Annotated in this window: 20 protein-coding genes and 2 tRNA genes; 11 read left to right on the top strand and 11 right to left on the bottom strand. The window is 41.4% G+C overall.

Annotation, left to right across the window (positions count from 1 at the left end; translation table 11 throughout):
* Positions 1-45: 45 nt before the first annotated feature.
* Complete coding sequence (locus tag GGD38_RS07675; RefSeq protein WP_081169610.1) at positions 46-627, bottom strand: RNA polymerase sigma factor; 582 nt, start codon at positions 625-627, stop codon at positions 46-48.
* A 261-nt stretch (positions 628-888) separates the two neighbouring features.
* On the opposite strand from GGD38_RS07675, the gene uvrA reads away from it, so the two are divergent.
* Positions 889-3,705 (top strand): excinuclease ABC subunit UvrA, encoded by a 2,817-nt coding sequence (uvrA, locus tag GGD38_RS07670; RefSeq protein ID WP_375298595.1) that lies wholly within the window; start codon positions 889-891, stop codon positions 3,703-3,705.
* Between the two features lie 93 nt (positions 3,706-3,798).
* On the opposite strand, the gene GGD38_RS07665 is transcribed toward uvrA, so the two are convergent.
* Positions 3,799-4,701 (bottom strand): T9SS type A sorting domain-containing protein, encoded by a 903-nt coding sequence (locus GGD38_RS07665; protein WP_375298596.1) that lies wholly within the window; start codon positions 4,699-4,701, stop codon positions 3,799-3,801.
* Positions 4,702-5,193: 492 nt separating this feature from the next.
* Here GGD38_RS07665 and GGD38_RS07660 point away from each other — a divergent pair, with 492 nt between their 5' ends.
* Complete coding sequence (locus GGD38_RS07660) at positions 5,194-5,685, top strand: hypothetical protein (RefSeq protein WP_375298597.1); 492 nt, start codon at positions 5,194-5,196, stop codon at positions 5,683-5,685.
* Between the two features lie 191 nt (positions 5,686-5,876).
* Here GGD38_RS07660 and GGD38_RS07655 read toward each other — a convergent pair whose 3' ends face one another.
* From GGD38_RS07655 to GGD38_RS07645, 3 genes are all read right to left on the bottom strand, one after another.
* Complete coding sequence (locus GGD38_RS07655) at positions 5,877-6,302, bottom strand: DUF4293 domain-containing protein (protein WP_375298598.1); 426 nt, start codon at positions 6,300-6,302, stop codon at positions 5,877-5,879.
* Between the two features lie 92 nt (positions 6,303-6,394).
* Positions 6,395-7,675 (bottom strand): serine hydroxymethyltransferase, encoded by a 1,281-nt coding sequence (gene glyA / locus GGD38_RS07650; protein WP_375298599.1) that lies wholly within the window; start codon positions 7,673-7,675, stop codon positions 6,395-6,397.
* Positions 7,676-7,709: 34 nt separating this feature from the next.
* A complete protein-coding gene (locus GGD38_RS07645) occupies positions 7,710-8,003 on the bottom strand; it encodes a hypothetical protein (RefSeq protein WP_375298600.1) in 294 nt (97 codons plus the stop codon).
* 169 nt (positions 8,004-8,172) lie between these two features.
* Here GGD38_RS07645 and GGD38_RS07640 point away from each other — a divergent pair, with 169 nt between their 5' ends.
* Complete coding sequence (locus GGD38_RS07640; protein ID WP_375298601.1) at positions 8,173-9,171, top strand: sugar phosphate nucleotidyltransferase; 999 nt, start codon at positions 8,173-8,175, stop codon at positions 9,169-9,171.
* Between the two features lie 171 nt (positions 9,172-9,342).
* Positions 9,343-9,759, top strand: a complete 417-nt coding sequence (locus GGD38_RS07635) for a carboxypeptidase-like regulatory domain-containing protein (protein WP_375298602.1) — start codon at positions 9,343-9,345, stop codon at positions 9,757-9,759.
* A gap of 261 nt (positions 9,760-10,020) precedes the next feature.
* Here the strand turns inward: GGD38_RS07635 and GGD38_RS07630 are convergent, their stop codons facing one another.
* The 4 genes from GGD38_RS07630 to GGD38_RS07615 form a co-directional block, all read right to left on the bottom strand.
* The gene (locus GGD38_RS07630; protein WP_375298603.1) at positions 10,021-10,896 is read right to left on the bottom strand and encodes a hypothetical protein; all 876 of its coding nucleotides are present in this window, start codon (positions 10,894-10,896) and stop codon (positions 10,021-10,023) included.
* A 107-nt stretch (positions 10,897-11,003) separates the two neighbouring features.
* Positions 11,004-11,543, bottom strand: coding sequence for an RNA 2',3'-cyclic phosphodiesterase (gene thpR, locus GGD38_RS07625; RefSeq protein ID WP_375298604.1), 540 nt, complete (start codon positions 11,541-11,543; stop codon positions 11,004-11,006).
* A gap of 73 nt (positions 11,544-11,616) precedes the next feature.
* Complete coding sequence (locus tag GGD38_RS07620; protein WP_375298605.1) at positions 11,617-12,915, bottom strand: ABC transporter permease; 1,299 nt, start codon at positions 12,913-12,915, stop codon at positions 11,617-11,619.
* A 10-nt stretch (positions 12,916-12,925) separates the two neighbouring features.
* Positions 12,926-13,855: an ABC transporter ATP-binding protein gene (locus GGD38_RS07615; RefSeq protein WP_375298606.1), complete on the bottom strand. Its 930-nt coding sequence runs from the start codon at positions 13,853-13,855 to the stop codon at positions 12,926-12,928.
* Between the two features lie 145 nt (positions 13,856-14,000).
* Here GGD38_RS07615 and GGD38_RS07610 point away from each other — a divergent pair, with 145 nt between their 5' ends.
* Positions 14,001-14,993, top strand: a complete 993-nt coding sequence (locus tag GGD38_RS07610) for a zinc dependent phospholipase C family protein (protein WP_375298607.1) — start codon at positions 14,001-14,003, stop codon at positions 14,991-14,993.
* Between the two features lie 174 nt (positions 14,994-15,167).
* Here the strand turns inward: GGD38_RS07610 and GGD38_RS07605 are convergent, their stop codons facing one another.
* Positions 15,168-16,748, bottom strand: coding sequence for an NAD(P)/FAD-dependent oxidoreductase (locus GGD38_RS07605; protein ID WP_375298608.1), 1,581 nt, complete (start codon positions 16,746-16,748; stop codon positions 15,168-15,170).
* Between the two features lie 976 nt (positions 16,749-17,724).
* On the opposite strand from GGD38_RS07605, the gene dnaA reads away from it, so the two are divergent.
* Together dnaA and GGD38_RS07595 are read left to right on the top strand one after the other, a co-directional pair.
* Entirely contained in the window at positions 17,725-19,158 is a 1,434-nt protein-coding gene (dnaA, locus tag GGD38_RS07600; protein ID WP_375298609.1) for a chromosomal replication initiator protein DnaA, read from the top strand.
* Positions 19,159-20,024: 866 nt separating this feature from the next.
* A tRNA-Ser gene (locus GGD38_RS07595) sits at positions 20,025-20,115 on the top strand.
* Between the two features lie 302 nt (positions 20,116-20,417).
* Here the strand turns inward: GGD38_RS07595 and GGD38_RS07590 are convergent.
* Complete coding sequence (locus GGD38_RS07590; protein ID WP_375298610.1) at positions 20,418-21,437, bottom strand: hypothetical protein; 1,020 nt, start codon at positions 21,435-21,437, stop codon at positions 20,418-20,420.
* 598 nt (positions 21,438-22,035) lie between these two features.
* On the opposite strand from GGD38_RS07590, the gene GGD38_RS07585 reads away from it, so the two are divergent.
* From GGD38_RS07585 to GGD38_RS07570, 4 genes are all read left to right on the top strand, one after another.
* Positions 22,036-23,181 (top strand): sterol desaturase family protein, encoded by a 1,146-nt coding sequence (locus tag GGD38_RS07585; RefSeq protein WP_375298611.1) that lies wholly within the window; start codon positions 22,036-22,038, stop codon positions 23,179-23,181.
* A 365-nt stretch (positions 23,182-23,546) separates the two neighbouring features.
* A tRNA-Pro gene (locus tag GGD38_RS07580) sits at positions 23,547-23,620 on the top strand.
* A 749-nt stretch (positions 23,621-24,369) separates the two neighbouring features.
* Entirely contained in the window at positions 24,370-24,981 is a 612-nt protein-coding gene (locus tag GGD38_RS07575; RefSeq protein WP_375298612.1) for a response regulator transcription factor, read from the top strand.
* Positions 24,982-24,987: 6 nt separating this feature from the next.
* Positions 24,988-25,716, top strand: a complete 729-nt coding sequence (locus GGD38_RS07570) for a response regulator transcription factor (protein ID WP_375298613.1) — start codon at positions 24,988-24,990, stop codon at positions 25,714-25,716.
* Positions 25,717-25,741: the final 25 nt, after the last annotated feature.

Below are 25,741 nucleotides of genomic sequence, written 5' to 3'. Positions count from 1 at the left end.
AATGCTGTTAAATTTCTGTAAGTACCCTTCTCTAAAGTAAAAAAACTACAAAGCGATCTTCTTTTGCAACATCATTTTGCGTAAGTTGATCAGGCCGTAACGCATTCTGCCTAATGCAGTGTTGATGCTGCAATTGGTCAAAGCTGCGATCTCTTTAAAGCTCAGATCGGCATAATGACGTAAAATGATCACTTCGCGCTGATCATCAGGTAACAGATCAAGCATCTGACGAACGCGGTCATAACTTTGACGCTTCATCATTTTTTGATCGGCACCGTCTTCTGTGAAATTGATTACTTCAAATATATCCCTGTCGTCGCTGGTTTTGATAGCAGGGGTACGTTTAACTTTACGGAAGTGATCAACACACAGGTTGTGAGCAATACGCATTGCCCAGGGAAGAAACTTTCCTTCCTCTGTGTAACGACCTCCACGAATTGTGTCAATGATCTTGATAAGCACATCCTGGAAAATATCTTCGGCGAGATATTTGTCCTTAACGAGGAATAAAATTGAAGTGTACATTTTTTCCTTGTGGCGAAGGATGAGTGTTTCAAGAGCATTCAGATCTCCATCCTGGAAGTCTGTGATTAACTCATGATCCGTTTTTTTACGTAGTGAACTCATAAACTTCTACGGTTTTTTGAAGGTGATAGGATATTAATTAATATGGATTTTTAAATTGAATGGCTTTTCTGAGTAGAAGTGTCCGTGCGATAGGCGGTGTGTTTAGTTTTCGTTTCGTTGTACAAATTACCAACTAAAGATAGAGACTTTTTCGAAAAAAGCAAACTTTAAGCATTTTTTAGATTTTTTTACCCAATAACCGCTAAAGAAACTATTTAAAATAATCCTCCAACAAAACAATAAATTTGTTGTCTTTTATTTATGGCAGTATCAACAAAGGCAAAAACAGTGGAAAGTACGGCGCCCAAACCCTCCGATAATATATACATAAAGGGCGCCCGTGTGCATAACTTAAAAAATATTTCGGTTGAAATTCCGCGAAATAAGTTCATAGTGGTTACGGGGGTATCGGGTTCTGGTAAATCTTCACTTACTATAGATACGTTATTTGCTGAAGGTCAACGGCGCTACGCAGAAAGCCTTAGCGCCTATGCCCGGCAGTTTATGGCCCGTATGGTAAAACCCGATGTGGATTATATCAAGGGGTTATGCCCCGCCATCGCTATCGAACAAAAGGTAATAACCCGTACCCCACGGTCAACCGTAGGTAGTATGACGGAAATTTACGATTACCTGCGTTTACTATTTGCCCGTACAGGCAAAACCATTTCCCCCGTTTCGGGCCGCGAAGTGAAAAAAGACGATACGAACGATGTAATTGAGGCCATCGCTAACCGTAAGACCGGCGATAAGGTACTTATCCTGATACCGTTCAAACAACACAAAAACCGTAAACCGCTCGAAGAACTGAACATCCTGATGCAAAAAGGCTTTTCCCGCTTATACAATGGGGAAATACTACGCATTGAGGAACTCATTGATTCAGCCAACGAAAAAAACGGCGCAGTGGCCAAACTTACCGGCGATGTGTATGTGTTGGTCGATAGGTTAGTGGTTAAAGATTTTGATGAAGACGACCGCCACCGCATGGCCGATTCAATAGGCTCCGCTTTTTATGAAGGTGAAGGTGAGTTGATGTTGGAAATTAACGGCGCCACTAAATTGCATTTCAGTAACCGCTTCGAGCTCGATGGTATGCAGTTCGAAGAACCGGTTCCAAACCTGTTCTCTTTCAATAACCCGTTTGGCGCCTGCCCCACCTGCGAAGGGTTTAGCCAGGTGCTGGGTATAGATGAAGACCTAGTAATACCCGATAAACGGTTAAGTGTATATGATGGCGGGGTAGCTCCCTGGAAAGGCGAAAAACTCGGCGCCTGGAAAGACCAGTTCATTCGCGGCGCACGCAAATTCGACTTTTCGGTTCATAAACCAATAATTGACCTTACCAAACAACAATATAAAACGTTATGGGAAGGCAATGAATTTGTGAACGGTATCAACGACTTTTTTAAAGAGGTAGAACAAAACCTGTATAAAGTTCAATACCGCGTATTGTTATCGCGCTACCGGGGAAGAACACAATGCCCCGATTGTAACGGCTACCGCCTGCGTAAAGAAGCCCTGTATGTAAAAGTAGGGGGGCGGCATATTGGCGAACTGTGCGAAATGCCCGTTAATGAACTAACGCTTTGGTTTGCTTCGTTACAATTGAGCGATTACGACAAACAGGTAGCTAAACGCATCTTAATTGAAATACACCACCGCCTAAAGACCCTGCTCGATGTGGGTTTGGGTTATTTAACGCTCAACCGGCTGGCCAATTCACTAAGTGGTGGCGAAAGTCAGCGTATACAATTAACGCGCTCATTAGGCAGCAACCTTACCAATTCATTATATATACTTGATGAACCGTCGATAGGTTTGCACTCACGCGATACCGAAAGACTGATAAAGGTGCTGAAAGAACTGCGCGACCTGGGTAATACCGTAGTAGTGGTTGAGCACGATGAAATGATGATGCGGGAAGCTGACTATATCATCGATATGGGGCCGCTTGCATCGCACCTCGGTGGCGAAGTGATTGCACAGGGCGATTACAATGCCATTATAAAGAGCGATAAAAGCTTAACCGGTAAATACCTGCGCGGCGACCTGAAAATTGAAGTGCCCCGCACTGTACGCAAGTTTACCCGGACGGTAAGTGTTGAAGGTGCAAGGCAGAACAACCTCAAGAACGTGGATGTAACCTTTCCGCTGAATGTATTGTGTGTAGTAAGCGGTGTAAGCGGTAGCGGTAAAACAACACTGGTAAAACAAATACTTTACCCCGGGCTTAAAAAGATCAAAGGCGAACCTGTTGAAAAAACGGGTATGCACAAAGCCATCACGGGCGATATAGATTATATTTCACAAATAGAACTGGTTGATCAAAACCCCATTGGTAAATCATCGCGCAGTAATCCGGTAACGTATATAAAGGCCTGGGACGAAGTGCGTGATCTGTATGCTAAACAACCGTTGAGTAAGATCCGCGGTTTTCAACCCAAACACTTTTCGTTTAACGTTGATGGTGGCCGCTGCGATACCTGTAAGGGCGAAGGCGAACAAATTGTTGAAATGCAATTTTTGGCCGATGTACATCTTACCTGCGAAGTATGTGGTGGTAAAAAGTTCAAGGAAGAAGTACTTGAAGTAACCTACAAAGAAAAGAGCGTATACGAGGTGCTGGAGATGAGTGTTGATGAAGCGCTTGAATTTTTTAAAGATGAAAAAGACATCATCAATAAAATAAAACCGCTCAGCGATGTAGGTTTGGGTTATGTGAAGCTGGGGCAGTCATCAGATACTTTATCGGGTGGTGAAGCGCAACGGGTAAAGCTGGCTTCCTTTCTGGGAAAAGGACGCAGCCAGGGGCATATCTTATTCATCTTTGATGAGCCAACTACCGGTTTGCATTTTCATGATATTAAAAAGCTGCTGGCCTCGTTCAATGCGCTTATTGAGCAGGGGCATTCCATTTTGGTTATTGAACATAATACCGATGTAATAAAAAGCGCCGACTATATCATTGATCTTGGTCCCGAAGCAGGCGACGCTGGCGGAAACATTGTATATGCCGGTGTACCGGAAGGGTTGAAGAAGGTGAAGGAGAGTTATACAGGAAGGTTTATGAGTTGACGGGTTGACGAGTTAACGAGGAAATACACTATAAAACAAAAATCCTCCCGGTACAACCGGGAGGATTTTTTATCTAAATCATTTGTAACCTTATTAGTTCTTCACCAATTTGTGAGTTGCTTCACCAATTTTGATCAAATACATGCCTTTAGGGGCCGATTCATCAATTGCAATGGCGTTTGCACCAGTGATGCGCCATTTGATCATTTGACCAGTCATGTTGAACACTTTAACGTTGCCAGGTATATTCAGGTCGGCAGAAGTAGCTCCAATGAGTTGTATTTCGCTAACGAATGGATTAGGGAATACTTTGGTAACTGCGCTTGAACCTCTTTTACTGTTCACGTACACGCTTTTTGAGTATTCGAATTTACCATCGATGTCAACCTGCTTCAAACGGTAGTAGAAAGCGCCGCTTCCGGGTAATGGATCTTTAAAGCTATATTTGATCGCTTCATTTGACGCACCGGCAGCTTTTATTGTACCTACTTTGATGTAGTTTTTGCCGTCGGCACTTCTTTCAACTTCATATTTATAACTGTCCATTTCAACAACTGACGTCCAGGCAAGGTCAACAGAAGTTTCATTCTCCAATCTTCCGTTAAAGGCAGTAAGCTTCATGGGCAATGGACCCGCAGCTATGATGTTAGTTACCTGACAGTCTTCTATTGTACCATTGGCAGCCAGGCGTTTTGCTAAGATATGGTGTACTCCAGGGCCGGCACAGTCATAGTAGAAGCTGGCGCTGCCTGAGGCTGGATTAACATTAACTTCAAAATCATTAGTGGTGCCAAATTCAGGAATTAAAGCTCCGCTGGCTGCAACCAGGTTTAATACAATAGTGGGCCCGCCTGTAGGGAAACCGCTAACATTGATAACGCAATGCGGCGTTGGTGATGATAACGAATACTGGAAGGCTACGGACGGACAGGTGAGCTGGGCCCTTAACCCAATTGAAAAGACAACTAATGCAATTAAGAGGTAAAACTTTTTCATACATACATTTATTAGGTTCAGAAATAAAATACACTGCTATGCCGCTGTTTGAAGAACATACGGATGACGGTAGCATCTTACCTCGTGTAAGGATGCCTGGGCTTTAGACAGGTAATTGAAAATTTGGAGTAAGTAATTAAATACCTAAACCGGTGGGATTTAAAAGGATTTGGACCCAATAAAGGATGTTTCAAAAACAGGGAAATACAACAGGTAGGAAATTCTAACAGATATTGGAATAATGGAAACTACGTTAGGGAGATCTTGAGAATAAAATTGATCTTTAACAATTATTCACTAGGGGGCGGATATGGAGTCGAAGGTAATAATAAAATTCAAAAATCAAAATCATTTTACCGGATTAAAATATGATAACGAGTGCGTTGGGAGTTTTACGAGTTGCCTTAACCGAATTTCACCATACCAGCACTCCCGTTTTAACACTACAAAAGCATTTGGCTTTGTTACTTTGCAAAAACTTTACCAGGTTAAATGAGAAAAATATTAATCTCTTTATTGCTGATAATCATAACTGTTACTGCCTACTCACAAGCGGTTACACCTCCCCGGCTTATAGAAATGCTCGATTGGCCTATAAAACGTGTAGATACGACGTTAAAAAAAGCCGACTATCTGCTGATGAAAAAAGATGTTGATTCAACCAGCTCGTTATATGAATATGGCTGGTTCGATAAAGAGAAGGACGGGAAAGGGGTGGCGCGTTCTGTAATATTAATGGATGCCCAGGTAAGGAACATGAAAAGCAGGCTGCTCACGTACCGTACATACGAGAAAGAAGAATACCAGCAAATGGCTTCCTGGCTATTGGCAAATAACTATAAGTCTACTGCGAAATACGATTTTAAAGAGGCACAACACACCCTGTATAGCAATGGCGTTCTTACCATAAGGGTAAAAGTTATAACTACCCAGTTAAAAACAGGGAAGAAGTTTATTGCCTATGAATGGGAGGTAGGGAAATAGTTATTCAGTTCTGAGTTCTTAGTTCATAGTTCCTGTATTCGAGACTCGCGAGTGATTGCAAGCAGATTTAAAGCTAACAGATATAAGGCTCGAATTACGTGAGCCCTTTCGCGTATGCCGTTTGCCGTTTTACAATAAGCGAGGCCTGAGGTTTCGGAAACTATTGCCGATTCACGATTCACGACTGCCGATTACCGAAGTCTGTCTAAGCTTTTTACAAGCTTCTCATCTCTTCTGATGCCTCTCATAGCAAGAATAAGAAATACAGGAACAATGATGGCGAAGATGGCGGTGAGGTTATAGTTGCCTTCGCCGGGCACAAACTTCTTGGTTTGTGTAAAGAACAATACCAGGTTAATGATGCTCACTAACAGGGTCACCAATACGATCCGTAACTGGGTCTTTCTGTTCTTGTATAGGAAAACAGAAATAAGAGAAGCGATGCCTACACCTGCCGATAAGATCAGTAGCAGCAAGTTACTTTGTGCATTTAAGGCAGCAAATGATTTGGCCTGATTGGCTGCAATGATATTGCCACTGTAAAATGAAAATTGAAGGCTGCAAAAAGCGGCGGCAGCGGCCAGCAGTAACCAAATAGATTGTAGACGTTGGATCATAACGGTGAATGGTGAAAGGTGAATGGTCAATATGTAAGGGTAAATGGCCAACGGTGGATTTATTCACCATTGGCCATTCATCATTGACGATGTTATCCTAATTCAGGATATAATGGGAACTGTTTCATAAAGGCATGCACATCATTCTTAACAGAAGTAAGTGTAGCTTCATTATCAGTATCCATCAATACTTTATCGATCATGCTAACCACGGTTTCCATGTGGCCTTCGTTCATACCACGGGTAGTGATGGCAGGTACGCCAACACGGATACCGCTGGTAACGAATGGGCTCTTATCATCGAATGGAACCGCATTTTTATTAAGCGTGATATGTGCTTTGTCGAGTGTTTCCTGGGCCTTTTTACCAGTCAGGTTTTTGTTACGCAGGTCAATCAGCATCAGGTGGTTATCGGTACCATTGCTAATGAGGTTGTAACCACGTTTAACAAAAGAAGCAGCCATGGCCTGGGCGTTCTTGATGATCTGCTCGCCATAAGTTTTGAACTCATCGGTAAGGATCTCTCCAAATGCTACAGCTTTAGCAGCAATAACATGCTCCAGGGGACCGCCCTGCATACCAGGGAAAACAGCCAGATCGAGGCAGGAGCTCATAGAGCGGATGTTGCCTTTGGGATCTTTAACACCCAGCGGGTTATCGAAATCATTACGCAGCATAATGATGCCGCCACGAGGGCCGCGCAGGGTTTTATGTGTAGTAGAAGTAACAATATGACAATGATCGAACGGATCGTTCAGCAGGCCTTTTGCTATTAAACCGGCGGGGTGGGCTATATCGGCCATTACCAGGGCGCCAATTTGATCGGCCACTGTACGAATGCGTTTATAATCCCAGTCGCGGCTGTAAGCAGAAGCGCCGCAAATGATCATTTTGGGTTTTTCTTTTTTGGCAATGGCTTCCAGCTGGTCGTAGTCGACCAAACCGGTTTCTTTAACTACGCCATAAGACAATGCCTGGTAGTTTTTACCGCTGAAGTTGGCAGGGCTGCCGTGGGTAAGGTGACCACCCATGCTAAGGTCGAGACCCAGGATCTTGTCGCCGGGTTTCAGACAGGCTAAAAATACAGCAACGTTGGCCTGGGCGCCGGCATGGGGTTGTACGTTGGCCCAGCTGGCGTTAAATACTTTTTTCAGGCGTTCAATGGCCAGTGTTTCAATTTCATCCACCACTTCACAACCACCGTAATAGCGTTTGCCGGGATAGCCTTCCGCATATTTATTGGTAGGTACTGAGCCCATGGACTGCATTACCTGGTAGCTGGTAAAGTTTTCGGAAGCAATGAGTTCTATTCCATTTCTTTGACGTTCAAGTTCTTTTTTAAGAAGGTCAAATACAAGCGTGTCTTTTTGCATGGCGCAAAATTAGTTAAAAGTTAGTTTTATGTTCTTAGTTTTTAGTGCTTAGTTGATTGTTTCCCGGTTTTTTAGCAGATTCCAGGTTGCAGGTTCCAGAGAAATACAAATACACGGTTACCGGTTGCCTGTTGCCTGTTACCAGGAAATACACAGTTGGCTTCAGGGGAACATTAATGCGCGAGGTGGCGGCTTGTGACGATTGCTGAACAAAAGGCCCTGTAACCTGTACCTTGTAACCTGTAACGGCTTGGTAGAAAGAATTACACCCGGTAAATGAAACCGGCACCTGGTAACTGGTAACCGGCAACCGTTTTACAACTAACAAACGCTGGTAAAATATTTTTTACTATTTTCACGGCTTTGAAAAAAACAAACCACTTGTTTTTCAGGTTACAACCAGTGCTTCGCAGAGATTGAATAATGAAAGGAACAGAATAAAAACGCCTGGATGTTTCGCCGCCGGTGGCGGATGGTGAAAAACAAATATTTTTCAAATGAAAGCAATCATTCCCGTAGCAGGTGCAGGCACAAAACTGCGACCGCACACGTATACTCAACCTAAGGCACTTATACCCCTGGCCGGCAAAACTATCCTCAGCATAATTGTTGACCAGTTACGCGAGGCAGGCATCAATGAATTTGTTTTCATTGTTGGCTACCTGGGCGATAAAATTCAGGACTACGTAAAAGAGAAATATCCCGAACTGAAAGCCTGGTTCGTGACCCAAAGCGAACGCCACGGCATAGGTCACGCCATTCAACTTACAAAAGATATTGTGGGCGATGATGAAATATTCATTGTTTTGGGCGATACCATTTGCGAGTACGATGTAAAGGAACTGCTCGATATGCCCTGTTCGGCCCTGGCTGTTAAACGGGTTGATGATCCCCGCGATTTTGGCGTGGTGGAAATGGGCGAAGACGGATTTATTACCCGGGTGGTTGAAAAACCGCAGATCCCCAAATCGAACATGGCCCTGGTGGGTATTTACCGCATAAAAGAAACGTCATTCCTGTTCAATTGCCTCGAAAGCAATATCCGCAACCAGGTAATGGTGCGGGGCGAGTTTAGCATAACCGATGCCCTGGAATGTATGATCCAGCATGGCGCCAAATTTCAACCGTTCAAAGTGCAAAACTGGTTCGACTGTGGTAAGAAGGATACCCTGCTTGAGTCGAATGCCACTTTGCTAAAAAAGTTTGGTGGTATCATTAGCCCCGATCACAATTTTGAGAACACTATTATTATACCCCCGGTAAGCGTGGCCGAAGGATGCGATATCAAAAACTCCATCATTGGGCCCAATGTAACCATTGGCGAAAAGACCACCATCAGTTATTCAATAATTAAAGATTCTATTATAGGTTCATTTGCAGACCTCTACGATATTGTATTAAACAATTCCCTAATTGGGAGCGATACCGAGGTAAAAGGTGAAAGCCGTAGTTTGAATATTGGCGACAATACCGAGATCGACCTGGGTGAATCGTGAGTAAATATTTCCGTGCTAAAACGACACTTAACTGGGTAAATTCTTTATAATTATAGTACCTTCAGGTAAGGATGCAACATTGTGTATGTACCTTGTGTCTTTGTAGTTGGTCCCGTTGAAAACTTGTGGCGGCTGATGTTTGGTTTGCCAACCTTTTAAACACTAATTTTTATGAGAGGTAAAAAAAATTACCTGTTGCTCGCAGCGTTATTGCCTCTTTCCTTGTTAACCAAAGCTAATGGCGATAACGGTAATCGTAAGTCGACAGAGCCTGTATTACAAGGATGCGTAGCGGATGCTTCTACCAAAAAGCCTGTACAAGGTGTAACCGTTTCTATTTCCACAACAAAAGGACAGGAGAAAAAAGAGTTTACTACCGATGCATTGGGCAATTTTAAAATTCCTCAAATGCCTGTAGGCGAAGTGATCATTGTGTTGGAGAAAAAGGGGTATAAAACCACTCGTCGTGAAGGGATCATTATAAAAGAAGGCGTTTCACTCAAAATGAATTTCGACATCACCAATATAAAGTTCGATGACGATGAAAGCGATGTTTTTCATCCGTTCCTTAGAATGATGGAGGGGTGAGGGGCTTAATTAAAATGAATAAATTATTTAGAAAGACTGGTTGAATAAACCGGTCTTTTTTCTTTTTAAAAAACAGGTTAACGAGTTAACAAGTTAGCGAGGAGTTGAAAAGTGATATAGAATATAAAAGTAGATTGACTTAGTAAGTGGCCTCCCCCTTCCGGGGGAGGTCTGGAGGGGGGCCGGGGCCAAGCATAAAAAAGCAGAGCTGAGAACAGCTCTGCCAAATGAGAAAATCACTAGTCTAATTGTATCCGAAAACTATTGATGGTTGATATTTATTTCACCATCTTGTTTTTTTATGGCTATACTCTTTTTCCTGAAGTTCTTTTTGTATTTATCGGCAACATCCTGCGGCTGTTTTTTACCGTTAATGGTAAGTTCGTTGTCTTTGTATTCAATAGTGTAATCTTCTTTGGTGTTAAGCAGGCCGTCTTTTTCCATTTCGTATATCATCGTCTGGTAGCCTTTTACTTCTTCTTTTGCTTTATCAACATCTTGTTTGGCCTTGTCAAATTCTTTCTTCATATCGAACTTCTGCTGTTTCATTTCTTCTTTAACCCTGGCCAGTTCTTTCTTGGTATTCTCCAGCGCTTTCTTTACTTCCTCGTTCTTTATTTTCTGCGCTTCTTTCATATTCTCTTTCCACTCTTCTTTTTCCAGGGCTTCGTTTACCTGCTGACGGGCTTTTTCAATTTCCCTTTTTATCTCGTCTTTGTCTATTTTCTTTACGTCTTCGAGCGACTGCTCAATATTCCGTTGAATTTGATCGAAGTCTATTTTTCGCAGCGACTCCTGTATTTGCCGGTTTATTTTTTCAAAGTCAATTTTTTTGATGGCCTGGTCAACCTGTTGCTGTATCTGTTGAACATCAAATTTGCTTATAGATTCTTCTATATTACGTTGTATCTGTTGCCAGTCTTTTTCTTTCAATTTATCCAATTGTTCCTGGGCTTTGTCGAGCGCGCGCAGTTCTTTATCGAGGTCGCGGTCTATTTTCTGCGGAACCGTGTCTGTTTGATGGTTAGTAATGGCAGGTTGATACGCAGGGCCGCCCGTAAATGAGAGCAACGTTATTATAACCGTAAGCGAAAGCACGGAGAGCAGGCCCCAGATGAAAGGTTTATGCAATTTCATGGTTGTGACTTTTAATATTAAGTATTTACGATAGTCTTCGTATAAAAGTACGATGCATTTCGTAAAATGTTGCATGGCGGCGTTCTTTTTTTAAAAGAAAATGTTTTTTAACGTTTATTACTGAGCGGGAAAGAATTGGCTACCTCCCAAATTTCACCGTTATGCCGGAGCAGGGATATGGTATTGGCGGGAAAAATTACTTCATACTGCAGCTGTTGAAAGTATTGCCAGGCCCGGGGGAAATCATGTTTCTGCAGATCGCGGTTGGCAATGGTTACGTGCGGGTGAAAGGCGCGTTCTTCCCGTTTAATGGGAAAGTTGATATTCATAAGATAAGTTTCAAGGCGGGCCTGTAAATCGCTTAAATGGGTATTGGGTTGAACATGTACATAAAGTACCCGCGGTTTAAAAGCCGCAAAGTTTTTTAAGTGTATGGGAAAGGAGAGTTGTTCCTGGGCGAATTCCAGTAAAACTTCCTCCAGTTCATGCTGCATGGTATCGGGCATGTTGAAGGGTGGAATAAGCGTTACATGCGCCGGCGATCTCAATGCCACTTTACAGTTAAAATGCTGTAACATGTAATGTTTCCATTCCAGTACCTGCTGGTTGATCTCATCCGGAGCTACTATTGCCATAAAATAGCGCATGATCAATATAGGTTTGCGTTTCAGGTTGCAAGTTACATGTTGCAGGGCTTTCCCTGTAACTTGAAACCTGCAATTAACTTCTTCTAAACGCCCACTTGATCATTTCCTTCCACGAAACCTTCTTCCCATACATTAATATACCGGTACGGTAAATTTTAGCCGACAGCCATACAAAGAACAATACGGAAAGTACGAGTAATAACATGGATATAATAAGCTGGCTTATGGGAACGTCGTACATAATGCGGCCTACCATTACTACCGGTGAAGTGAGCGGAAAGATACTTCCAAAGATCACCAGCGGGCTGTCGGGTTCCGCAGCGGCTTTTGTCATAATTACAAAACCAAGCACTATAGGCATCATTACGGGGAAAACCATTTGCTGCGCTTCGTTCTGATCATCACTAACCACACTGCCAATAGCCGCAAACAGGGATGCATATAACAGATAACCGCCGAGGAAATAAAAAATAAAACAAAAGCTGATCATTCCTATGGGAATAGAATCGAGTCCAACACGAAGGGCCGTTTGAAGATCGCTGGTATCGGCCGTAGCTGCTGCGCCCTGGGGCAGCGCGCTTAGGTCAAATGCAGGAATAAAAGCTGATAGAATAAATCTTAAACCAATGATCAGTATGATCCAAATGGAAAATTGGGTAAGGCCAACTGCGCCAATACCTATTATTTTACCCATCATAAGTTGAAATGGCCGAACAGAACTTACCATCACTTCAGCAATACGGCTTATTTTTTCTTCCATTACCCCACGCATAACCATGGTTCCATAAATAAGCATGATTATATAAATAAGCATACCGCATACAAATGCCACTACAGATGCCACTACGGCAATACCTTTCTTTTGTTGTTTACCGGTTATATTTTGAATGGAAACATCCGATTTAATGGCCCGATACTGCTCACGGCTTAAATTGGCCGATTGCAATCGCTTTAATTCAATGGCATTATTGATGGCTTTTTCTATTCTGCTTTTCTGCGCAACGGCTACCGTAGAGGTACTATAGAGTTCAATGGAATTTGCATTTTGGAGAATATCTACGGGCGGTATGTATAAGAAGTAATCGTAGCCCAGTTTCTTATATTTTACCTTTAGCGAATCGGGCGATACATTATTTAAGAAAACATATTCCGACGGATCGCTTTTGGCTTTTTCCATACCACCGGCAAAAAGGTTGGCTTCATCTATAACCGCAATTTTGCTTTTTTCATGTCCGCCGCTGGCGCCAATGGCAATCATGATGGCATAAAAAACAATAATGATAAGGGGTACACCTATAGTGGTGAGTAAAAATGATTTCTTTTGAACCCGTACCAGGTATTCGCGTTGTATTACGAGTAAGATCTTGTTCATTGCAGTAAGATTAAGCAGTTACTTGAAATTGCCGTGTAAGCGGCGTGCCTTCAACCAGTTTTATAAATATATCGCTTAGCGAAGGCAGTATTTCATGAAACGAGTTGATGCCTGCCTGTTGTTGCAGAAAATAATGCAACACATCGTTTGGTTTGTAGCCTTCGTTTATCTTCAACACCAGTTGATGCCCTTTTGTATTGATGACCTCAAACACCGGTGTATTGATGTTAGGGGGATTGCTATCGAGCCCAATGGCGAAAATGTTTTCCTTGAACTGGTGTTTAACGGCGGTAACAGAACCATCGAGAATTTTCTGCCCTTTATTTACAAGAACAATATGGTCGCATATTTCTTCCACCTGTTCCATGCGGTGGGTACTGAATATAATGCTGCTGCCTTTTTGGGCCAGCTTGTAAATTTCATCTTTGATGAGGTTACTGTTCACGGGGTCTAGCCCGCTAAAGGGTTCATCGAGTATAATGAGTTTGGGATCGTTTAAAACAGTAGTAACAAACTGCAGTTTTTGTTGCATGCCTTTGCTCAGGTCTTCCACCTTTTTGTTCCACCAGGTTTGCATTTCAAATTTTACAAACCATTGTTTCACGCGCTCCAGGGCATCGGCCTTACTAAGTCCTTTCAATTGCGCCAGGTATATTGCCTGATCTCCGATCTTCATTTTCTTGTACAATCCTTTTTCTTCGGGCATATAACCTATATGAGCTATATCCTTATTAGGGTTGAAAGTTTGCCCGTCGAAAATTATTTCACCATCATCGGGAAACAGAATGCCGGTTATCATTCTTATAAGCGTGGTTTTGCCAGCCCCGTTAGGTCCCAGTAAACCAAATATGCTGCCGGGCGCCAGCGTGAAACTAATATCATCTACCGCTTTTTGCGAAGTATAATATTTTTTAAGATGTTTTACTTCCAGTCTGTTCATAAGCAGGAAAGTTTTATTGAATGATGGCCTGTCCTGAACGAAGTGTCGAAGGTCATATAAGTTAATGAAACCGTTAATTAGTAGCAAAAAAATCGCTTTTATTACAGGCGCACACTATATTTACCCAATTTCCTAATAAAAAGGCATGAAAAGACTGATAGTAACTGGTAGCTTGTTGTTAGTAGCGGTAATAGTTTGTAGCAGCTGGGGATTTTTAGGTCACCGTACCATTCATCAATTGGCTATTTATGAATTGCCGCCATCGATGCGGTATTATTTCCATCAGAATATGAGCGAAATTGTTAAGAACTCCGTTCGTCCCGATCAACGCAGAAGTCAGGACAAAGAAGAAGCCTCCAAACATTTTGTCGATCTGGAGTTGTATGGTGATTCCGCAGCCTGGAGAATGCCTTTGTTATGGAAAGATGCAGTGAAGAAATACGGAAAGGATAGCTTACTTAAATGTGGTTATGTTCCCTATCATGTAATAACGATGAAAGAAAAGCTAACTGCAGCTTTTCGCAATGGTAATAAGGATAGCATTCTTTTTTATGCCATCGACCTGGGACATTATATTAGCGATGCGCATGTGCCTTTACATGTTACCGAGAATTACGATGGACAGCTCTCTAATCAAAAAGGGCTGCATAGTTTATGGGAATCAATGGTGCCTGAAATTGAGATCCAGAAATATGATCTGCGCGGCCGGCATAAGGCAAAATATTTAAAACATCCTGAAAGATCCATCTGGCGGGCGGTACGGCAGTCGTATAAATTATTGCCCGATGTATTTGCGGCAGAAAAAGAAGTTACCAGGTCGTTTACTGAGGCAGAAAAGTACCGGGTGCAAATACGTAATGGCCGGGAATATAAAAATTATACATCTGCATTTGCAAAAGCATATAGTGCAAGGCTGGGCGAAACGATCAATAAACAATTGATAAGTTCTGCTAACCTGCTGGCCGACTTCTGGTATACGGCGTGGGTTGATGCCGGTTGTCCTAATTTGAACAAAGGCTTGTTAAAGAATGAGAAGAATAAAGAAGCGTTACAGGTAGAGATGGAGGCGTTTAAGAAGAATCAGTTGCTTGAGAAGAAGTTGTTGTTGAGTAAGCAGGGGAGTGATAAGGAGGATTAGTTGAAGAAGAGCGTTTCCCCAAGGTGAGAATAATTCCACAATTTCAAATGTAATTATCACACTATATAAATATCGTTATGAATAGTAAATGTTAAAAATTACAAATAAGTAAAAAGCAAAATACTGCAAAGGCCTTCGCGTTAGCCAAGGCTTTTGTATTTAACTTCTTTCAGTTTAAAAGTTAGATTCTAACATTAACGAAATATTCTCAGCAACCCTTTCCCCATCCATAGCAGCGCTTACAATACCACCAGCGTAACCGGCGCCTTCGCCGCAGGGGAAAAGCATTTTTATTTGCGGGTGTTGGGTGGTTTCGTTATCGCGGGGAATACGTACCGGCGATGAGGTTCTTGATTCGGTAGCAACCAGTACTGCTTCATTGGTAAAATAGCCGCGCATTTTCTTCCCAAATTCAATAAACGCCTGTTGCAGCGATGAATAAACAAAAGGTGGCAGCACTTCATTTAACGGAGCAGGCGTAATGCCGGGTAAATAAGAGCAGTTGGGCAATGAAGAAGATGTTTTCTTTTGGGTAAAGTCGGCCATGCGTTGTGCAGGGGCCACAAATTTACCGCCACCATATTCAAAAGATCTTCTTTCTACTGCCTGTTGAAAATACATACCCGATAAAGGGGATTGTTTCTTTTGAAAATGTATAAAATCTTTAAGTTCAATAGAAGTAACGATACCCGAGTTGGCGTAAGGGTTATTACGTTTAGAAGGCGACCATCCGTTTACAACAAGCTCGCCATCGCTGGTGCTTGCGGGTGCAATAATGCCACCGGGGCACATACAGAATGAGAATACGCCACGTTCGTTCACCTGTTGAACCAGGCTATAGGAGGCAGGTGGTAAAAACTCATCGCGTTGTTTATTGACCGGGCAATGGTATTGTATACTATCAATAATACTTTGCGGATGTTCTACACGGACGCCAAGCGCAAATGGTTTTGCTTCAATAAGAATATTTTTGTTGTGTAAAAGTTCAAAAATATCCCGGGCCGAATGGCCGGTAGCGATAATTACCGCATTTGCATTGAATGTATTTCCTGCAGCAGTTTTTACACCTGTAATGGTATCGTTTTGTATTATAAGATCGGTTACTTTTTGTTCGAACAGGAAATCGCCGCCGCAGGCTACTATTTGTTCCCTTATGGCGGTGATGATCTCGGGTAATTTATTAGTACCAATATGAGGATGTGCTTCGTACAGGATCTTTTCCTGTGCACCAAATTGTACCAGTATATTTAATATGCGTTCAACGTCGCCACGTTTAGTGCTACGGGTATATAATTTACCATCGCTATATGTACCGGCGCCACCTTCGCCAAAGCAGTAATTGCTTTCACTGTTTACAACCCCTTGTTTGTTTAATGCAGCAAGATCACGACGGCGCGAGCGAACATCTTTTCCTCTTTCAAGTAAAATGGGTTTAATGCCTTCTTCAATTAATTTTAATGCGGCAAACAAACCTGCAGGACCTGCGCCTACAACAATGACCTGCTTATTGGCATGAGATACATCTTGCAATAACAATTTTTTGACAGTTCTCTCCTGAAACGGTTCATTGGCGTATGCCAAAATTGTCAGCATGATCCATGGTTGTCTGCCACGGGCGTCAATAGATCTTTTAATAACATGAAAGCCGGTAATAGCAGCGGCGGGAAGTCCTAATGTTTGAGCAGCATACTGTTGTACAATTGATTCAGTAGCTGCTTCGGACGGAAGCAATTTTAATGTAATTCGTTGTTGCATAAGGTTAGGTATTTAGCCTAAAAAATATTTAACGGTGCAAAGGTAATGAATGTGTACTACGATTCACAAAAGTGTTCCACGAATGCTAATGCAGTGTATTTATTTAGCTAATTGTAATGATAAGGAGGATAACTTTTTTAAGGGTCTTATAAGTGGAGAGGAGATTAAAGTAAGGTTAGAATTTATACCTGTAAGTGTTATTGTTTTATATGAAATGCCTGAATACCTTGGGCCGTTAATAGATAAGCTTACAAGTGTTAACCGCTAAGGGTGTAAATAAGGCTAATACAAAAAAATAATCTATAACTTTTTTTCTGTTAATGCAATGTTGAAGGATGTTTTTTTATTTTGATTGATAAAGAAAAAAAAGGTGATTTATATTTCGTGCATATCAAAATATTTGTACCTTCAATAGCATCCAATAAATAATATGAAGAAAGATTATTTTGATACTACTGCGTTGTGTACTTTCTTCATTTGCATTCCCTGCGAAACCAACTCGATAAAATCCGTTCAATGTAAACCAGGTGCTTCACGGTCGGCAGGCCCAAATAAATTATCCCGGGCACATAATAATATACTGAGCGCTGCTAATAAAAGTAGTGACGCAAAAGTACGTAGTAAAGGTGGTCAGTTGCTGAACATATACTATGCTGCTTTTTGCGATTCCTTACTTTCATTTAGCTATGCTCACAGGTTGTAACAATAACAAAAAATCTGCGCATAATAATTGCATTGGAGTGTTATTGATGGGAATTATTTTGACAGTAAAAAATAAAATAAATTATTAAGGTAGGCGTAGTGGATAATTGTCAGAAACTAGTGAATAAAAAATTTTTTTTTAAGAGAAAAAATTTGATATTCGTCGCCCTTTTTAAATTTTGAGATTCCCCAACATTCCTGTGAAGTTGATAACTGTGCGCAAATAAAGATGAATACGAACTTAACTCAACATAAAAAAACTGCTTCTAGTATAATGGCTAAGACGTCCGAAAAAGTTTGGAGTAATTGTTTGGAAATAATAAAGGATATTGTTGAGTGGCAACATTTCAAAACCTGGTTTGAACCAATCAAGCCAGTAGAGCTAAGAGACAATATACTTATCATTCAGGTTCCGAGCCAATTCTTCTATGAATACCTGGAAGAGCATTATGTTAATCTGTTGGCAAAAACATTAAGAAGGGTACTTGGGAAGGACGCCAGATTAGAATATCGGATAATGGTTGATAGTGGCAATCACAATAACAAACCGCTAACTATGGATGTTCCTACACACGGCTACAAAACTTTTTCAAGTAATGAGATGGATTTTCCTCTCATTATAAATAATCCGGTTAAAAACCCGTTTGTTATTCCGGGTTTGAAAAAAATGCAGATTGACCCACAGCTCAATCCCATTTATACCTTTGAAAACTTTGTTGAAGGTGATAGTAACCGCGTTGCCCGCCGTGCCGGTAAAACTGTAGCTGAAAAGCCAGGGGCCAGCTCATTCAATCCATTAGTAATATATGGTGGTGTAGGTTTGGGTAAAACCCACCTTGCCCAAAGTATAGGTAATGAAACAAAGAGATTGCAACCAAATAAAGTGGTATTGTATGTAAGCTCTGAAAAATTCATTAACCAGTTTCAGGACCATAGCCGTAACAACGCTATCAATGACTTTATACATTTCTATCAGTTGATAGATGTGTTGATCATAGATGATGTACAGTTCTTTAACAGGGCTGAGAAGTCGCAGGATGCTTTCTTTGCCATCTTTAACCATTTGCATCAAAGTGGCAAGCAGTTGATCTTAACGAGCGACAAACCACCCAAAGACCTTGAGGGAGTACAGGAAAGGTTGTTAAGTCGTTTCCGTTGGGGGTTAAGTGCCGATCTGCAGGTGCCCGACTATGAAACCCGTATTGAGATACTGGAGAAGAAGATGAAAAACGACGGGTTGGAAATGCCAAAAGAAGTAGTTAAGTATTTGGCTTATAATATCAATAGTAACGTAAGGGAATTGGAGGGAGCCTTGATCTCATTATTGGCACAATCTTCGCTTAACAAGCGGGAAATAGACCTAGACTTGGCAAAAAGAGTCCTCCGTAATTTCGTGAAAACTAGCAGCAAGGAAATCACCATCGAAACCATACAAAAAATGGTATGTGAATATTTCGATGTGCCTTACGACAAACTGCTACAGAAAACCCGCAAACGAGAAATCGTGCAGGCCCGGCAGATTACTATGTACCTGGCCAAAGCGTTTACCAAAAACTCATTAAAGACCATCGGAGAACATTTCGGTGGCCGCGACCACACTACTGTTATCCACTCCTGCCAAACGGTAAAGGACCTTATGGATACCGATAGTACATTCCGCGAAAGCGTAATGGAGTTGCAGCAGAAGGTGCAACTGGCCGCTATGTAGTTTTCTTGTTCGCTTGGTTTCGCATGCAAAATATTTGATCCCTTCCGCACAGCGGGAGGGATTTTTCATTTCTATAAGGCAATGCATAATTGCCATTGAGAAAAAAATCGTGGCGGTTGGTCAGTAGGTTTTTGTCTGCCAATAATAGTATCCTGCCCGTAAACAACGGTCCATTTCAAATAAGAAAAAGCTTGTTGTAATTACGCAAAGCTTTTTTGTCCAAAGACAAAGGGTAATTGCAATAAGGAAATCGATAATTGTCCGCGGGCAAAGGTCTTTTGCCCCGCGGGCAATTATGCTTTGGCTTCTGCAATTGGCTAATTGCCTCCAGGCAATATTCAGTTGTCCGTGGCAAACGGGCAATTGCCACCTGCAATTTTATAATTGCCCCGGGCAGAGATGCAATTGCCCTGGGCAATAACATAGTTGCCCGGGACAAAAACATAATTGCCCCTGGCAATTCATCTTTGCCCGTGGGCAATGAGTCATTGTCCGCGGGGCAATTATGCCTATATGCCTGACTTTCAGTGCTGCTTATTTTTGTGTATATGTACTTGGCTGGCGCTCTGACCTCACCAGAGGTGAAAAACGACAGTTTAATTAGGGAGTTGGTGTTTGGGGGTTATTTGGCTTTGAACAGTTTTATATTAGCTTTTATGCGCTTATATGTGTTGAGGAATGTAGGCTCTTGATTCCTATGTATTTTATCAATTTTAAAGAAACTGCGGTGTTGGTAGTGTTGAAAGCTGCGAGGGGCGCAGGTTTTGCCTGATTTGTATTTTAAGGCAAAAAATATTCTGAATTTTTCGCTATCTAATTGATTTTTATTTCGGGTTTTACTTTAATTTTGCCGTCCCGACGAAAAAGGAGAGGTGCCTGAGTGGCCGAAAGGGCCGGTTTGCTAAACCGTTGTACGAGCTTAAACTTGTACCGAGGGTTCGAATCCCTCCCTCTCCGCAAAACAAAGCAACGCCCCGCGATAGCGGGGTTTTTTATTTTAGAGCTTTTGCTCCCGCTTGCGGGACGCAAAGTGGGGGAATAAAAGAAGCAAGGCACGAAGTGCCGGCGTTGTTTTGTTTTAACGTTCCCCGCCCAGGGATCGCCGCAGCGCAGCGGAGGCAATTCCGGGGCGGGTGATTAATCAATGCGCGCCAGCGCCAGCACTTCTACTTTTCTATCAGGCAAAATCAATATTGAATTGATAGAATAAGAACAGCTACTAACAAGCGAGCGTATGACGGCGTTAGTTTTTTGTGTGTTTAAAAGTATTCAATTTTCCTTGAGACCTGCTTATCGTTTTTCTTCACCTTGTTGATAAAGGTTTTTGTCTCTTTATACGTCCAGTTATTATACTTATCATATTCATAATTCATAAACATTTCCAGTGAGTAACCTCCGTTGTCGCCAATTTCCTTTATTGAAACAGGATTTTCATTTTGGTCATAAGTCCAGGTTTTTGTTATTGAATTATTTTTGAAATTAATCAGAAGTCCTTTTTCATCATACCCGAAAATTATCTTTTGCATCGAATTACCAGCAATAACTTTTGATGGCTTATGCCGGATGTAAACTATTTCCTTCAATATACCTTTATCATAATTAAAAATCGCTTCGTACAGAAGTTCGGTTTTATTCCTTTGACTATATGTTTTAGATTCTAATATTTGAAAGCTATTATTATAAATAATTGTGGTTTTAGACTGTTCATCTTTATTGTTTCGAATGTGGATCTTATAAATTAGTCCATCATTTTCTTTGAAAACATACTTTGTATTTCGTTGGTTTGGTTTTACCCAATTACTCCTTTTATCATTGTAAAAAGTATTTTCTTCGATGGCTTCATACTCCAAAAAATCATTGTATTTTATATCAGTTTGAGACGAATTAATATTGTCGAATGATTCTATAATTCGTAACGTTTTAGGCATTTTCATACTGTCAGAAAATAATATGGTTTCTTGAAAACTATTTTTATTGGTCAAAACCTGATACAATTCATTTTTTTGATTGAAAGTATAAATTGTGTTTTTGATCTCGAAAGGACTGGAGCCTTGTGTCTCATCTAAAGTTTTTTCTATTTCGGTTTCTGCTAATTTGTGAATAGATCCTTTTAAATCACTAAATAATGAATAATCTATCCTGGTAATTTGGTGATTAAATAAATGAATATGTTTTGCAAGGTCATTAGCTTTAACATATTCGTTTTTTAGATACTTTTCGGTATAGAAAAACGGGTTTGAATAATTAAGTCTGTTTATGTCGCAAATAGTGTCAACCATATTTTTGTGTCTCTTGTTTCAATGAGTATTTATGTAATTATCAATTCTCACTATGTTTCGTACAGGTGCAACTATAACTCATCCTTTACTAAATACGTGTTATAGGGACGTTACAATGACTCGTCAGTAGCCAACAATGGCCCGTCAGTAACCATTTATGGCTCATCGGTAGCCAACTATGGCTCGTTCTGAAGCAACTTTGCCGCGTATGTTTGAAAATGCTATGCAAAAATGGTTATTTATGTGGCATAGTTAGTAATTGATAACTGATAATAAGCTACGAATGCGGCATACTTAAGCGCCTGTAAATCATAGTTAGGTCAAGATGCGGCATATTAAACTACCAACACACAATAGTTGATCATTGATAGCACATATTTCACATCAAATGCGGCATTGTGAACTACTTATGCATCATCTTTAACAACATTCGCTCAAACTCATAAAGGGCTGATATTTTGCTTTGATCCCACTTCTTGTTTCCACGTGGCTCCCTTTATGCACTAATGCAAGCATATACACAATAAACAACAATAAAAGCAGCCGCCGTGAGTTTTTATTACATAATTTTCCAATTCAACATATTGAATGCATTAATATGAGTACACCCCCTGTTCAGCGTCTTAAAATTGGTGAAGGAAAAATAAGCGGCTATTCGTCGATTTTCCTCGGTTTACTTTCACTAACCGGCGTTATTTGTTTTAAATATCCGGAATGGCTCACCACACCGCAATTCAGAGAAGTATACACAGGGGAGTCCATGAAAATACTGCTGACGGCTACCATCATTGCATCTTTTCTTTTTGCACTCATCAGTTTTATACTTAGCAAACAAAAGAAATGGGCCATGACGGGATTGCTCATTTGTACATTGGCCATAGTTTTCGGCGGTTTGCAGGTGCAGGGCCGGCCAGTTGAAAAGACCAGTTGGCACCTGGGCGTTGACTGGTTATTGCTTGACCTGTTGCTAATGGCTGCGATCTTTGTTCCCATTGAAATGGTATTCCCTAAAAACAGGCAACAAAGCAAGTTTCATGAAGAATGGAGAACCGACCTGCTTTATTTTGTTGTCAGCCATTTGTTCATTCAGTTCTTTGGAGTGATCACCCAGAAGCCTGCAAAACTATTCTTTGGATGGATCGGACTGTCAGAGATCCAACAATGGGTGCAACAGCTTCCTTATGTTATTGAGCTTTTCTTCGCATTTTTGGTCACCGATCTTTTTCAATATGCCGCCCATCGCTTTTTTCATTCACACACATACCTGTGGCGATTCCATTCCGTACACCATTCCACAAAAAATATGGATTGGCTGGCCGGATCAAGGACGCATTTTGTAGACATCTTTGTAACCCGGTCAATGACCTTTATTCCCTTGTATATTTTTGGATTTTCGGAGATCACTTTTAATACCTATATCATTTTCATGGCCATTCATGCGGTGCTCATTCATGCAAACACCCGCATCAACTTTGGCTTCCTGAAATATATTTTTGCTACGCCTCAATACCATCACTGGCACCATTGCGAGGATCCGCGATACTATGGCAAAAACTTTGCAACCATTTTTCCTTTTATTGATATGATCTTTGGCACTTACTATCTGCCAGGCAATACCTGGCCCGAAGGCACTGGGTTGCGCGAAACGCATTTTCCCAAAGGGTATATGAAGCAACTGGTGTACCCGTTTACAAAAAGTCCTTTTGATAAAAATCTTGATATGGAAAATGAAACAAAGAGGTAGTTATTACCAGTAAAATTTTCTCCCTTTCTGGTTGCATTTTCTCCCTGGTATCTGCAACCGTAAGGGCTTACCATGCCTGTGTCAATCGATACCGGTTATTATACTTTGCGGCTGCAAATAGGGTTATATAGTATTAACGCGCCTGTAGTGTACCAGGTGATGAGGCCGGGTGCCGATCATTACGGGGGGCTCCAATGCTATTAGATTGACCGCCACAGGCAAAAAATTCTCTGTAATACCATAGAAGTAAAATTTTTTTTGGGGTTCTTCTATTTTTATTTTGGAGGAAAGCGAAAAAAATATACTTTTGCAACCCTATTTGAACGGAGAGGTTGATTGGTGAAGATTGAAAGAGAATAGCCGTTCGGGAGGTAGTTCAGCCCGGTAGAATACATGGTTTGGGACCATGGGGTCGCAGGTTCGAATCCTGTCCTCCCGACAAAACAAACAGAGCCTTCAGTGAAAACTGAGGGCTTTTTCTTTTGGTAGCAGACAAGCTTGCATGTCATCCAAGCACCCATTCCAAATCAAATTCTTATGAATGACTTATCGTAGTTCGGATCCGTCGTAGGAATATCGGTGGTGTGACGGGACTTCTTATTTGCCTTCCCGAAACCAGGCTGAATAAATGTTCATCAGTTGTTTTATAGCCTAATAGAATTGGGTCACGCTGGAGCAAAGCTGATTAGCGATTTATAGCAGATTGTCTGGTGAACACCCCGGCATTCATTGTTGCATATTCAAGCCCTTCCCAATTGTCTTCTTCTTAAGTTTTTATCCGGCTTACACATCTCTCAGGAGCTTAACCATTTCATCGCTATAAAGAAGAAAGTAAGATGAGCAGTCTAATTCCTGTCCCTTAGTCGGACAATAATTTTAATAATAAAAAAAATCTCAATATCTATACCTGATATTAGGTATTAATGCCATTTTTCATTATTCTTGTGCCAAACCTGCCTTGTCCTGCCCAACCAACCCTAAACTGATATGCACCAAAACCCTGTTTCATCCTTCGCTCCGGCCGGGGGCACAATCGGCTGCGACCTTCTAGCAGAAGACCAAACAGTCGCCAGGCTTCATATTTCTGAGAAGACTGCCCAAACCCACCGCAACAATTACGACATTACCCAATTTGCGCAGGCGTTTTATCTAATATAAAACCATTTCTTTAAAACTGCGCAACATATCATGTCTGAAGAAGAAATACTCTATCTGTTTCCAGGCCAAGTAAAAGTATTTGCACTCCGCGAGCTTCATAAAAGCGTTGCCCCGGTTGCACCTATGCTTCTCAATAAACATTTTTACGAACCTCCCTCAAAAGAAATGATGGAGCAACTCGTGTGGGAGATCTCCCATTTTTTGAAAGACAAAGACCCATACGCTTTGTACAGTTTTTTTTATCGCAGGAATGAAAAAGATTCTCAGGAATGGTTGGTTGCATCGGCAAGACTGCACAAAGATGAACAAGGGCTTCCAAACGAAGTGGTAATATTCTCTTATTTCACCGGTCTTTTAGATGATGTAAAGATTAAACTGCACCGGGTGCTGGAACAGTATGATTTCCTCAGCCAAAACGTGGAGAAAGTTGCTTCTCTTACCAATAGAGAAAAAGAGATACTGAAACTGGTGGCCGAAGGAAAGACCAGCGAAGAAATAGCAAAAGCTATTCACCTTTCTCGTCACACAGTAAATACACATCGCAAAAATATCTATCGAAAATTATCCATACAAAAGTCCGCCGACCTGTTGAAGGTCGCAGAAGTATTTGGTTTCATTAGTGCAACTGATCATAACGAGTGAACACCCATGAAAAAAATAATTACCACCGATGAACTTATAGATGCCAGTGGCCAGCAGGTGTTTACATTAAGCCAAAAGATAAACAGCGGTGAGTGCACTGTTGAGGAGATTGGCGATTACCTGCCGGGGAACATGTTGGTGACGGATTTGAGCAAAAATGCAGTAACCTACATGAACAAAAGAGGTTGCGATATCCTGATGCACAGTTTGGATGAATTAAAGGTGATGGGACCTGATTATTTCCAACGTTTTTTTGTTCGGGAAGAAGCGGAAAGGATCATGTCCGGCTATGCCTTTTTGCAACAACAGCAGGATCCTTCCCGTGTCTTTAGTTTTACTCACCGTGTAAAACCCAAAGGCGCTTCCTCTTACAACTGGTATTTCGGCACGGCGAAATTGTTATACACGCCCGGCGGGGAAAACTCGCATAAAATTTTGTTGATGGTAAACGATGTGAATTCGCTAGGCGCCATCGCCCCCAAAATCAACACGCTGCTGGAAGAAAGCGATTGGGTGAAAAAGAATTTTAAAAAGTTCAGCCTGCTCACAAAAAAAGAAAAAGACATCATCACCCTGCTGGCAAGCGGATTAAGAACGAAGCAGGTTGCTGAAACCTTATGCATTTCGCGACTGACCGTTAACACGCACCGCCGAAATATCACCCAAAAACTGGAGCTGAAAAGCTTTGCCCTGTTGTACAGGTTCGCCGTGGCTTTTGGGTTGATAAAGCATTAATCAGGCTTTTGATCTGATCTTTAAA

Origin of the sequence: Niastella sp. OAS944, assembly GCA_024809215.1 — a bacterium.
Lineage (GTDB): Bacteria > Bacteroidota > Bacteroidia > Chitinophagales > Chitinophagaceae > Niastella.
The sequence above is the reverse complement of the archived record's forward strand: the minus strand, read 5'-3'. Positions and strand labels throughout refer to the sequence as shown.